Source organism: Flavobacterium sp. (assembly GCF_046317795.1).
Classification (GTDB): Bacteria; Bacteroidota; Bacteroidia; order Flavobacteriales; family Flavobacteriaceae; genus Flavobacterium.
In genome coordinates, this window is the sequence record NZ_JBKCVI010000048.1 from 21772 (window position 1) to 34079 (window position 12308).

The window sequence follows — 12308 nt, forward strand, 5'->3', positions numbered from 1 at the left end:
AAAATAACCCAATGATTAGGATTAAACACATTTATTTCCTTTTATTGTTTCTATTTTCCTTTTCTACTCTTGTAGCACAAGAGAATACAAAAGAAAAGGAAGTGATAGAGAAATTAATCAATGATGCAGTTGTTGATTATATGGATTCTGACTATGGCAAAGCATTACAGACTTCAAAGCAAGCTTTAATGAAGTCTTTTGCAATTAATGATAATTTATTAATTGCTCAGTCCTACAACACTATTGGGGTTATTTTCAATGAATGTTCTGATTCTAAAAAAGCAATTGAGTTTTATGAAAAAGCATTATCCTATGCTCAAAAAGAAAATAGTGACATACTATTTAATTGGATTTACAGTAATTTAGGAAGTGTATATTATTTCAATAATATTGATGTAAATAAGGGTATAGTTTATTACAAAAAATCCCTTTTTTATGCCGAAAAAATAAAAGACTCAGTACAGATTGAATATACCAAACTCAATTTAGCAAGTGCTTATTTTGCTATAAAAAAATATGATTTAGGTAACGAGCAAATTGATGCAGTTCGAGAACAAATTTTAAAGAAAAACAACCAAGAGGCGAAACTATCTTTAAACTTGTTGATGGGCATTTATTCAAGTAAAAAGAATAAAAAGCTAGTTGCTGAACAACATTTTTTTACTGCTAAAAAGATTGCCGAAGAAAATGGTTTTGATTCATTTTTGATTAATGTTTATGAAAACCTCGTTAATCATTATGCATTTTATAAAGAAAGCAAAAATGAATTATTATATCAAGCCAAATTAGACTCACTAAGCAAAGTTGTTTATTCTGATGAAAAACTCGAAAAATTTAGAAAAGCAGCTGATCAAATAGAATTAGATGAATATAAAATACAATTAAACCGAATTGAAAAAGTAAACGAAGATCATCAAAAAAGTATAAAAGATTCTAAATTAATAGCTATTCTATTTATGCTAGTCCTGATAATTCTATTATTGTTTTTGTTGACTTTATATAAAAACATAAAACTAAGAGAACAAGCTAATCGTGAATTGGAATTGGCTAATGAAGCTTTAAAAGAAGCTAAAGAAAAAGCGGAAGAAGCATCTAAATTAAAATCACAATTTGTTTCCACCATTACGCATGAACTCAGAACACCTTTATATGGTGTAATTGGTTTAACCAATATTATATTGGACGAGCACAAAGAATTAGGAAATAGTCCACATTTGAAATCTTTAAAATTTTCAGCAAAATATTTACTTTCATTAGTTAATGATATTCTTCAAATGAATAAAATTGAAGAGAAGCGCATTGTTCTAGAAAACCTAATTTTTAACCTGACCGATGAAATCACAACCATCAAAAACTCAGTTGAATATATTGCCGATAAAAATAATGATACATTAACAGTAGAAATAGACACTTCAATTCCTGAATTTTTAATTGGTGACAAACTTCGACTTTCTCAAATCATCATGAACTTGGTGAGTAATGCTTTGAAGTTTACCAAAAACGGACATGTTTCGCTCATAGCAGATCTAAAACATGTCGAAGGAAGTACCTATTTTATAGAATTTAAAGTAAAAGATACCGGAATTGGAATTGCCAAAGAAGACCAAGAAAAAATCTTTGAACAGTTTGTTCAAATAGAACGCAAAGAGGAAGATTATCAAGGAACAGGATTAGGATTATCAATTGTTTCTCGATTGATAAAATTATTTGATAGTGAAATTCATTTAGAAAGTGAGCAAAATGTTGGCACTACTTTTTCATTTACCATTGGTTTTGAATATGACCAAGAGAAATCAAAAGAAATTATCAACGAAATAGAAGTTGACTTATCACAAAATTTAGTTTACAATATTCTAGTGGTAGAAGACAATAAAATCAATCAAATAGTGACTAAAAAAATCATTCAAAACAGCAATATGACTTGCACTATAGTTGATGATGGTTTTGCTGCTTTAGTTGCCATTGAAAAGGAACATTTTGACTTAATCCTCATGGATATCAATATGCCACTTATAAACGGTTTTGAAACAACAAGAAAAATTAGAGAGAAAGGTATAAAAATACCGATAATTGCTTTAACTGCTTTTGATAAACAAGAAGTTACAGAAGAAGCACTTGCTGCAGGAATGAATGATATTATGGTAAAACCTTTTGATCCATCAAAATTATTTCAAGTTGTAGCTAAAAATATAAAAAATAAAAAAAGCGTTGATTAATACCAACGCTTTTTGTTTTTCTTTGAAGCTTCCGATTTTCTAGAATTACTTCCCTCGGGCTTTTTTTTGTTTCTCAAATCGGGCTTGGTGTCTAAAGTAGCTTCTCCTACTTTCCATGGAAACGGGTGGTCCTTCATTATTTTTACATTCACTTTAATCAATTTTTGAATATCCTTCCAATACGGTTCTTCATCTCTTCCACAAAATGAAATTGAGATTCCGCCATTACCAGCACGACCCGTTCGACCAATACGGTGTACATAGGTTTCGGGAATATTAGGCAAATCAAAATTGATTACATAAGGCAAACTTTCAATATCAATACCACGAGCAGCAATATCTGTAGCGACAAGCACTGTAATTTCTTTGTTCTTGAAATGATCTAAAACCCTTTGTCTTGCCGTTTGTGATTTATCACCATGAATAGCTTCGGCATTCACGCCTTGCTTCTTTAATGCTTTGACCACATTATCCGCACCGTGTTTTGTTCTCACAAAAACCAACACATTGTTGAGGTTTTCATTGCGTATTAAATGGTATAACAAACCACGTTTGTTTTCTTTGTCTACAAAATAGATTTGTTGTTCAATAATTTCTGCCGTCGAAGAAACTGGAGTAACCGAAACGTATTCGGGTTTGTTTAAAAAAGTATCGGCTAATTCCCGAATTGCCATTGGCATTGTAGCCGAAAACAATAAGGTTTGTCTATTATTTGGAACCAGTTTCACAATTTTTCGAACATCATTGATAAAACCCATGTCGAGCATCAAATCTGACTCGTCTAAAACCAAATAATGCAGACTATCAAAATCAATAAAACCTTGTTTGTGTAAATCCAATAATCTTCCGGGTGTAGCAATAAGTATTTCAACGCCTTTTTTTAATTGATCTACTTGTGGTATTTGGGAAACACCACCAAAAACGGTTAACTGTCTAATATTGGTATATTTTCCATAGGTGTCAAAACTGGCGCCAATTTGAACGGCCAATTCGCGAGTTGGAGTTACAACCAAACAACGAATTTCTTTCGTTTTCTTGGACGAACCTATCATTCTATGTAAGTTGTGTATAATAGGAATAGCAAAAGCTGCCGTTTTTCCGGTTCCGGTTTGGGCGCAGCCTACTAAATCTTTTCCTGCTAATATAAATGGAATGGCTTTTTCTTGAATTGGTGTGGGGCTGGTATATCCTTCTTCAAAAACAGCTCTCTGAATACTTTTGGATAATGATAAATCTTCGAATAACATGTAATCTTGTTTAAGCGGTAAAGATACAGAAATAAAGTACGAGGTACGAAATACGAAGGCAGAATAAAAAGGAACTCTTCTTCCAACTTCTAACTTCTAACTTCGTACCTAAACAAGTTCTCTTCTCGACTTGATAAAATCAGTAACCAGATATCCAATCAGTTTTCCTATTAGGTGATTGTTTTTTTCTTCCCCAAGTTCGGGTGCGCCTTCACATATATGCATGTAGGATGCATTTTTATGTTTGCCAAAAAAGTACACAAACTGCCTTAATTCTTCTACCGAAAAACCGCTCATAGTCATAGCGCTACTGGCAATATTGGGCAAGGAATCTAAGTCTATTTCAATTCCGTAGGCATCATTTTTAATAAAGTCTAATGCGGTATTTAGCTCTTGCTGGAAGTTTTTTTGTTGTCGTACTTTTATCTCGTCATAGGTATTGAAGCATACTCTATCTTCAATTTTCTTTAAAATATCGAGTACATTTTTAGACGTGTAATTTTCATGTAATCCAAAGATAAAATATTTTTTTAAGAAGCCATCTTCATAAGCATACGAAAAACCGTTACCACTATGTCTTCCTTCCAAAATTCTAAAATCGGAATGGGCATCAAAGTTGATGGCATTTATGGGTTTCCCCAGTCCAAGTGCAGCTCCTTTTATATTGCCATAAGCATTGTTATGACCACCACCAATAATGATTGGAATTTTATCACATTTGATAATACAACTAATAATGTGTACTACTTCTTTGTCAATTTTATGAACGAGTTCGCTAAGTAGTTTTCTATCGGCAGTTTTGTGAAAGTCTAAATCTTTGGCTTGTTCCATTTCTTCCGAAACATCGATTGTTCCCAAAACAATTATTTGACTTCCTTTGCAAAATCGATTGTGTTGAATATTAGCAATGCTACTTATAGCACTTTTCCATGCAGAAGCTGCACCAGGACGACCAAAATTTGCTCTAATGCCAACATCTTCGGGAATTCCTAAAATGACATATTTTGCTTCGGAATTTTTCAAAAAATCAATGTAATTTTCTCCTTTTGGAAAAGTTATCATTTTTTCGCCAAATTTCACTTCACCACTTCTGTGATTGGTCACTTTGGCTAAATCAGTAATTGAAAAAGGAATTAATCGTTCCATTTGGATCATAATATTTTCTCAAAAATAGAATATAATTAGATATTTCACGTAACTATGTTAAATAATATTACTTTTGTTATTATAAAATTTATAACACATGGAAAATCAAAATAGCAATTCAAAACTCAAAGGTATAATCATACTTTTATTGGTATTATTAGTAGGTAGTTTAATCTATATTTTTAAAATTACTGCTGATGCAAAGACTTTGGAAACAACAGTAACTAAAGTAAGTTCCGAAAAGGAAAATATGATAAAAAAACTGGAAGAATTAAATTCAAATTATGATGCTGCTTTGGCAGAGAATACTTCAATGACTGATGAATTGATGGCTGAAAAAGAAAGAGTAGTTAAGCTAATTGCAGAATTAAAATCATCCAAAGGCGACAATGCTTCCCTTAGAAAATACAAAGATCAGTATAAAGTATTGGAAGAGAAAATGAAAAGTATGATGCAGGAAGTTACTGTTTTAAAACAAGAAAATCAACAATTAACTACTAATTTGGAAAGTACCAAAGTTGATTTGGATGACTCAAAAAAGTATAATGAGGTATTGGTTGGTCAAAATGAAGAATTGGCTAAAACAGTTGAGAAAGGTTCTAAATTAACGGTTACCAATTTGAAAACAGCTTCTTATAAAGTTAAGAGTTCAGGAAAACAAATTGAAACAGACAAAGCTAGTAAAACTGATATATTGAAAGTAAGTTTTACAATCGCAGAAAATAAAATTGCTAAATCGGGTGACAAAACCTATTATGTTCAAGTAATTGATGCAAACAACAATGTTTTGGGTGATAAGGCAACGATATCATTTGGTGATACTTCATTAACTTATAGTTTTACAACATCCGTAAAATATGAAAACAAAACCGTTGAAGTGTCAGAGCAATTACCGGGTAAAGATTTTACCAAAGGAACCTATTTTGTTAACGTATTTGACAAAGCAGAATTGGTATCTAAAAGCAGTTTCTCGTTGAGATAATTCCATTTCAAATAAATAAAAGTCCTCTTCTTTCAACGAGAGGACTTTTTTTATGAAATTATTTTTCCATTTATCATAACTTGTTCTATCAAATTACTGCCAAAAGCATAGGGCAATTCATAAAACGAATTGAGCGGTTTTGTAATAATTAAATTTGCTTTTTTTCCAATGGTGATGCTTCCGTGAGTATTTGAAATTCCCATAGCATAGGCACCATTTAGGGTTGCTGCGTTAATGGCCTCTTGGGGTGTCATTTTCATTTTGATGCAAGCTGTTGCCACCACAAAATTCATATTACCCGAGGGTGAAGTACCCGGATTAAAATCTGAAGCCAAAGCCAAAGGTAATCCGGCATCAATCATTTTTCGGGCTGGAGTATAAGGAATATTTATAAAATAGGAACAACTTGGCAACGCCACAGGCATGGTTTTACTGTTTTTTAAATCGCTAATATCATCATCGGTTACCATTTCAAGATGATCAACAGAAAGGGCATCGTGTTTGACACAAGCTTTAATTCCATTGATGACTGTAAATTGATTGACATGAATCTTAGAACGCAATCCATATTTTTTTCCCGCTTCCATAATTAGTTCTATTTCCTCAACTGAAAAATATCCAATTTCACAAAAAGCATCTATATAATCAGCTAGTTTTTCGGCTGCAATTTTTGGTAACATTTCATTGATGATTATATCAATATATCCGGTATGGTTTTCTTTGTATTCTGTTGGAAAAGCATGAGCACCGAGAAAAGTAGCTTTGATAGTTATGGGATAATTTTCAGCTAACTTTTTAATGACACGAAGCATTTTTAATTCGCCTTCAACAGTCAAACCATAACCTGATTTAATTTCTACAGATCCAGTACCTAGAAGCATAATTTCTTTTAAACGTTTTTTTGATTGATTATAGATTTCATCTTCTGAAGCTTCGTTGAGTCTTTTGGCTGAATTAAGAATTCCACCACCACGATTGGCAATTTCTTCATAGGATAAACCATTAATTCTATCCACAAATTCTTGCTCTCTATTTCCTACATATACAATATGTGTATGACTATCACACCACGACGGTAAAACTATTTTACCCGAAGCATCAATGGTTTTATCAGCCCTATTTTTTGGACAATTTTCCATTGAGCCATAAGAAACTATAGTATCATTTTCTATCAAAAGAAAAGCATTTTTTAGGGTGGGTAAAATAGCCATTTCGCTTCCAGAAACCTTTTCAATAGCAGTTTCTCTTACTTGCAAAAGTTCTTTTATATTGATGATTAATGTTTGCATAGAATGATTTTTGGTAAAAGTAGTTTGAAAAAAATAAATATTCTTAAATTTAGACAAATTTAGAATTCGTGAGAAAAATTAAATACAAAAAAGGAAGAAAAGTTCAGCCAACTATCTTGGAATATACAGGAGTTCATAAAAATACAAAAACAGAAATACAATTGTTTGTTTATGATGCTAATGATGTAAAGGAGTTTAAAGAACTTAAAAAGGAGCAATTAAGCCAGTGTTTTGATAGTTCAAAAATTAATTGGTTAAATATTCATGGTATTAATGAAGTTGTGACAATTAAATCTATTGGTGAATATCTGAAGGTTGATAGTTATATGCTTAGTGATATTTTGAATACTACAAAGCGTACAAAATTGGATGAGTATCATGATGTTTTATTTTTTAATATAAAATCATTATTACCAATTGAAAATACTGATAATATTAATGTTGAACAAATTAGTTTTCTTTTGAAGAATGGTGTTTTGGTATCATTTCAGGAAAAAAGAAGTGATTTTTTTACTCATATTAGAGAAAGAATTAGAACACATTCTGGCATTGTAAGAGATAAAAAAGCAGATTATTTACTGTATTTATTACTTGATGCTATTATGGAAAATTTTTACATCACTATTGAGAATGAGGAGGATAGGGTAGAGATGTTGATGAATTTATCTAAAACGAGTACTAATCCTCAAATTTTGGAACAAATAGAAAAACACAGAGACAATTTTAATTTTTTGAAACGATCAATTATTCCTTTACGCGATTCTTTATATTCCATTAAAAGCATGAAAGATGATGATGTTTTCAATGCAATTGAACATGATAACTATAGTTTTTTTGCACGCTTGCATCAAAAAAGTCTAGAATTACTAGAGCAGATCGAATATGATATGATTACTCTTGACAGTGCTTCTAATTTTTATTTTTCTACACAAAATCATAAAATGAACGAAGTGATGAAAACACTAACTGTAGTTTCTGTTTTCTTCATGCCATTAACTTTTATTGTTGGTATTTACGGAATGAATTTTGATATTATGCCCGAATTACGTTGGAAATACGGCTATTTTATGATTATGGGCTTTATGTTTTTATTGCTATCGGGCATGATATTTTATTTCAAGAGAAAAAATTGGTTTTAAATTGCCTTAATTACTATTTTTTATAGTGCTTTTTAAGAAAATTAATCCAATTACTCCAGCTATTAATGAAGAAATCAAAATCATGATTTTGGAATTGTCAATATGTTCACCATCAGAAAAGGCGAGAAGTGTAATAAATATCGACATAGTAAAACCAATTCCTCCAAGAAAGCTAACACCCAATATGGATTTCCAATTCAAATCAGTCGGAAGTTCACTAATCTTAAATTTTACCGAAAGATAACTAAACAACCAAATCCCAATAGGTTTTCCAACGAGCAATCCTAATGCAATACCAATAGTATAGTGATGACTTAGCATAAATTGCCAATCCGATTTTAGTATAATTGCCGTATTGGCCAAAGCAAATAAGGGGAGAATTATGAAAGCAACTGGTATATGTAAAAAATGTTGCAGAAGGAAGGAACTTGATTTTTCATCTCCATTACCAAAAGGAATTGCAAAAGCTAATAAAACTCCTGTAATTGTGGCATGTACTCCAGAATTAAGCATAAAATACCACATTACAATTCCGCCTACTAAATAAGGGATTAGGTTGCGAATTTTTAATCTATTCAACACAAGTAAAAAGGCAAATATGCCAAGTGCAATAAGTAGATTAGTCCATATTAAATTTTTAGTATAAAAAATAGCAATGATCAATATAGCCCCCAAATCATCTATTACAGCCAATGCCGTTAAAAAAACTTTTAATGTTACTGGAACTCTATTGCCTAATAAGGAAAGAATTCCCAAAGCAAAAGCAATATCGGTAGCCATTGGGATTCCCGCTCCAGATTGTGTTACTGTTCCATAGTTTAGTATTAAATATAAACCGGCTGGCACTATCATTCCACCAAGTGCCGCCGAAATGGGTAATAGGGCATTTTTAAAATTGGATAACTCTCCAACATAAACTTCTCGTTCCAATTCTAAACCAATTAGCAAAAAGAAAATGGTCATTAAACCATCATTTATCCAATATTCAATAGATTGGTTTCCTATTTGGCTGTGCCAAAGATGCATATAGCTTTCACTCCAAACAGAGTTTGCCACAAGTAAAGATGCTATTGTGCAAATAATTAAAATGAAACCACCTGCTTTTTCACTTTCAAAAAAGTCATGAAATAGTTTTGTTTTTTTCATATTCAAATATAAAAAAAAGCACTCATTTCTGACTGCTTTTTACGAATTGTAAAAAAATATTTTTACAAACTTGTAATAATAAATTCACTTCTTCTGTTAAGCTGGTGTTCGGCTTCGGTACATGGTACATCATTAGCACATTTGTTAACTAATTCAGTTTCACCAAGACCTTCAGATGCTAATCGGTCAGCAGCAATTCCTTGTTTTATTAACCAGTCTTTTGTTGAATTTGCTCTTTTTTCAGAAAGTTCTTTATTGTAACTATCAGAAGCTCGACTATCGGTGTGAGAGCGAATGTTAATTTTCATTGTTGGATTTTGGTTTAATACATCTTGTAATTTAGCTAAATCTACAGCGGCATCTGGTCTAATATTCCATTTGTCTAAATCAAAATAAATAATATTGATTTTGAAACAATTGGCTAAATCATCTCCAATTTTCACTTTACAAACCGTTGTTTTATGTTCGATATTAAGTTCAGTTTTCCCAGATGTTTTACCTATAAACACAGGAGATTCTTTGGTTTCATATTTTTCAAGAGAAGTATTTACATAATATTTTGAGCCACATTCTACATCAGTAAATTGATAATTACCAGTGGCATCAGAAACAGTTTCTTTGATTTTATTAAACTTTTCGTCAAACAAAACTACTTTTGTGTTTGGCAATACGGCTTTAGTATCTTCGTCCGTAATTACACCAAAAAGAATTTGATCACAAAAGATAGGTGTTTTTTCCAAGAATTTATAGATGTCATCATTTCCTTCTCCACCATCTCTGTTGGAGCTTAAGAAACCTCTTTTAGTTTTTGAATCAATAATTAAGGCAAAATCGTCTTTCGGGCTATTAGCTTCTTCACCAACGTTTAATGGCTCTTTAAAAGTAGTACCTTCAGTAGGAATTCTAGTTACATAAATATCCAAACCACCTAAACCTGGTCGGCCATCAGAGGCAAAGTATAACTCGTTATCATCCGATACGAAAGGGAACGTTTCTCTTCCTTCGGTATTAATGGTATTGCCAAGATTTTCAACATTTCCAAAACTACCATCTTCATTTATTTTTACTTTAAAAAGATCCGATAGTCCATGAGTTCCTGGCATATCAGAAGCAAAATATAATGTTTTTCCATCGGGTGATAAAGCAGGATGGGCAACTTGATAACTATCACTATTGAAAGGTAAAGGTGTTATTTCAGTCCAATTACCCTCTTTATCAAGAGTTGCTTTATATATTTTTAGTAGAGTAACTTTACTAGCATCGTATCCTCTTCCATTAAGGTAGTTATTTCTGGTAAAATAAACCGTTTTGCCATCTTTACTGAATACTGGAGTATCTTCATGAAATTTAGTATTAATTTTTTTACCAAATTTATTTACACTCTTCAAAGAACCATCTTCACTTATATCAGAACTATAAAGATTGGTAAAATATTCGCCAGTCCAGGTGTGAATTCTTTTAGAAAAATTCCCTGTATCTCGAGCAGAACTAAACACTACTTTTGTTCCCATATAGGTTGTTCCGTAATCAGAATATTTAGAGTTGATGCCAGCGTTTTCAATATTATAACGTCCAGAATTATTCTTAATAGTAGTTAAATAATCTTTATTGTTTGCAAAAATTTTAGCTCTAGAATCATTCCCACTTTTATCATTGAACTTGGCCATCATTGCATCTGCTTTATCATACTCCTTTGAAGCCCTCAAGGATTGTGAATAGCGATAGTAAAACTCAGGGTCTTGTTCCGGATTGGTTGCATAGAGTTCACTATACCATTTGTTTGCTTTTTCAAGTTCAGCATTGTAATAGTAGGCGTCACCTATTTTAAGCAACATGTCAGGAGATTTATATCCTTTTTCGTAAATACGCTCATAGGTTTTTATGGCATCTATGTATGCATACTTGTCAAACTCTTTATTTCCTTTTCTCTCTTTTGAAGTTCCTTGCGAATAACTATTCAAACAAGTTAAAGCAACCAGTACTAAGAATATAATTTTATTTTTCATGATCAATACGTTTTTAGAAGAATCTTGGAGATACCATTTTACTTACTTTACTGAACAACTCAAATCTTAAGAATACCTCGTGGGAACCAGAGTTATAATTTTTTAATTCGGTTGTTTCCATATCATAACTGTAACCAATAAATAGTCCGTCAGTTATTTGAAAACCTGCCATTGCACTGAATGCTGCACTCCAACGGTATGCACCACCAAGCATTAACTTATCAAAGAATAAGAAATTAGCAGAGGTATCAACTTGCAGAGGTGAGCCAGTTACAGCTTTGGTTAATATAGCAGGTTTGAATTTTACAGATTGTGAAACATCAAATACATACCCTCCAATAAAATAAAAATTCATACGTTCTTGAAAAACAGCAACTGCGTTGTCATTGTACTTAGAGTCTTGTAAAAAGTTAGGAACAGAAACCCCTAAATATAATTTATCAGAATGTAAATAAATCCCAGCTCCAAAGTTAGGAGAGATTTCATTATTAAAATTTTGAAGGTTGGGGTCATTTGCATTAGCAGGATTTAATAGGGATGTATCTAAATTGAACATATTTGCAGAAGCTTTTATACCAAAAGATAATTTGTAAGTTTCAGAAGTTGGAATGGTATAGGATACGTCTGCAGAAAGCGTATTGTCTTTTATTGGTCCTATTTTATCACTCACAACAGATAAACCAATACCAATATTACTATTGTTGATGGGCGTATTAAGAGAGAAAGCATTTGTCGTTGGTGCACCATCAAATCCTACCCATTGGGTACGGTGTAAACCAAAAACACTCATTACTCCTCTAGATCCTGCGTATGCCGGATTGATATTGATAGTGTTATACATGTATTGGGTAAACTGAGCATCTTGCTGAGCAAAACCAGTGAAACATGTCAAAATCAAAGCGAAAATTAAAATCTTTGTTTTCATAATTTCTTTTTTATCCTGAGGATTTTTAAACCCTCAGGAGTTAGTAGGTAGGTTTATCTAGTAAGGTATAAATATCCGTTTTTATTAATGGTATTTCCGTCAGAAGTAGTCCATTGAATGATGTAAAAATAAGTTCCAGAAGGTAATTCAGCATTTTTATCTACCGTAACTCTTCCTTCAGATATACCCTCAAATTTTCGGGTATTATTATC

The 12308-nt window shown here is 31.8% G+C and carries 10 protein-coding genes; 3 read left to right on the plus strand and 7 right to left on the minus strand.

The window, feature by feature from the left end; all coding sequences use genetic code 11:
• Nucleotides 1-11: 11 nt before the first annotated feature.
• The gene (locus ACK5ON_RS03090; protein WP_409819773.1) at nt 12-2216 is read left to right on the plus strand and encodes a response regulator; all 2205 of its coding nucleotides are present in this window, start codon (nt 12-14) and stop codon (nt 2214-2216) included.
• On the opposite strand, the gene ACK5ON_RS03095 is transcribed toward ACK5ON_RS03090, so the two are convergent.
• Nucleotides 2213-3463 carry a DEAD/DEAH box helicase gene (locus ACK5ON_RS03095; RefSeq protein WP_409819776.1) on the minus strand — a complete coding sequence of 417 codons (1251 nt, stop codon included), beginning with the start codon at nt 3461-3463 and terminating at the stop codon, nt 2213-2215. The two genes, ACK5ON_RS03090 and ACK5ON_RS03095, sit on opposite strands and share 4 nt — an antisense overlap.
• A gap of 108 nt (nt 3464-3571) precedes the next feature.
• Nucleotides 3572-4609, minus strand: coding sequence for a formimidoylglutamase (locus ACK5ON_RS03100; RefSeq protein ID WP_409819779.1), 1038 nt, complete (start codon nt 4607-4609; stop codon nt 3572-3574).
• Nucleotides 4610-4706: 97 nt separating this feature from the next.
• Between ACK5ON_RS03100 and ACK5ON_RS03105 the strand changes: the two genes are divergently transcribed.
• The gene (locus tag ACK5ON_RS03105; RefSeq protein WP_409819782.1) at nt 4707-5591 is read left to right on the plus strand and encodes a hypothetical protein; all 885 of its coding nucleotides are present in this window, start codon (nt 4707-4709) and stop codon (nt 5589-5591) included.
• 50 nt (nt 5592-5641) lie between these two features.
• Here the strand turns inward: ACK5ON_RS03105 and hutI are convergent, their stop codons facing one another.
• Nucleotides 5642-6880 (minus strand): imidazolonepropionase, encoded by a 1239-nt coding sequence (gene hutI, locus ACK5ON_RS03110; RefSeq protein WP_409819784.1) that lies wholly within the window; start codon nt 6878-6880, stop codon nt 5642-5644.
• 68 nt (nt 6881-6948) lie between these two features.
• On the opposite strand from hutI, the gene corA reads away from it, so the two are divergent.
• The gene (gene corA, locus ACK5ON_RS03115; protein WP_409819787.1) at nt 6949-8019 is read left to right on the plus strand and encodes a magnesium/cobalt transporter CorA; all 1071 of its coding nucleotides are present in this window, start codon (nt 6949-6951) and stop codon (nt 8017-8019) included.
• 6 nt (nt 8020-8025) lie between these two features.
• Here corA and nhaA read toward each other — a convergent pair whose 3' ends face one another.
• From nhaA to ACK5ON_RS03135, 4 genes are all read right to left on the minus strand, one after another.
• Nucleotides 8026-9165: a Na+/H+ antiporter NhaA gene (nhaA, locus tag ACK5ON_RS03120; RefSeq protein ID WP_409819790.1), complete on the minus strand. Its 1140-nt coding sequence runs from the start codon at nt 9163-9165 to the stop codon at nt 8026-8028.
• Nucleotides 9166-9227: 62 nt separating this feature from the next.
• Nucleotides 9228-11171 (minus strand): OmpA family protein, encoded by a 1944-nt coding sequence (locus ACK5ON_RS03125; RefSeq protein WP_396175758.1) that lies wholly within the window; start codon nt 11169-11171, stop codon nt 9228-9230.
• A gap of 13 nt (nt 11172-11184) precedes the next feature.
• Complete coding sequence (locus ACK5ON_RS03130) at nt 11185-12096, minus strand: type IX secretion system membrane protein PorP/SprF (RefSeq protein WP_396175760.1); 912 nt, start codon at nt 12094-12096, stop codon at nt 11185-11187.
• 53 nt (nt 12097-12149) lie between these two features.
• On the minus strand, nt 12150-12308 hold a 159-nt coding region (locus ACK5ON_RS03135), incomplete at its 5' end, for a gliding motility-associated C-terminal domain-containing protein (protein WP_409819794.1).

Excerpts from the sequence above, each read along its gene's own strand:
- hutI (WP_409819784.1), bottom strand. The coding sequence starts at position 6,880 with ATGCAAACATTAATCATCAATATAAAAGAACTTTTGCAAGTAAGAGAA.
- ACK5ON_RS03100 (WP_409819779.1), bottom strand. The coding sequence starts at position 4,609 with ATGGAACGATTAATTCCTTTTTCAATTACTGATTTAGCCAAAGTGACC.
- ACK5ON_RS03090 (WP_409819773.1), top strand. The coding sequence starts at position 12 with ATGATTAGGATTAAACACATTTATTTCCTTTTATTGTTTCTATTTTCC.
- nhaA (WP_409819790.1), bottom strand. The coding sequence starts at position 9,165 with ATGAAAAAAACAAAACTATTTCATGACTTTTTTGAAAGTGAAAAAGCA.
- ACK5ON_RS03105 (WP_409819782.1), top strand. The coding sequence starts at position 4,707 with ATGGAAAATCAAAATAGCAATTCAAAACTCAAAGGTATAATCATACTT.
- ACK5ON_RS03130 (WP_396175760.1), bottom strand. The coding sequence starts at position 12,096 with ATGAAAACAAAGATTTTAATTTTCGCTTTGATTTTGACATGTTTCACT.
- ACK5ON_RS03095 (WP_409819776.1), bottom strand. The coding sequence starts at position 3,463 with ATGTTATTCGAAGATTTATCATTATCCAAAAGTATTCAGAGAGCTGTT.
- ACK5ON_RS03125 (WP_396175758.1), bottom strand. The coding sequence starts at position 11,171 with ATGAAAAATAAAATTATATTCTTAGTACTGGTTGCTTTAACTTGTTTG.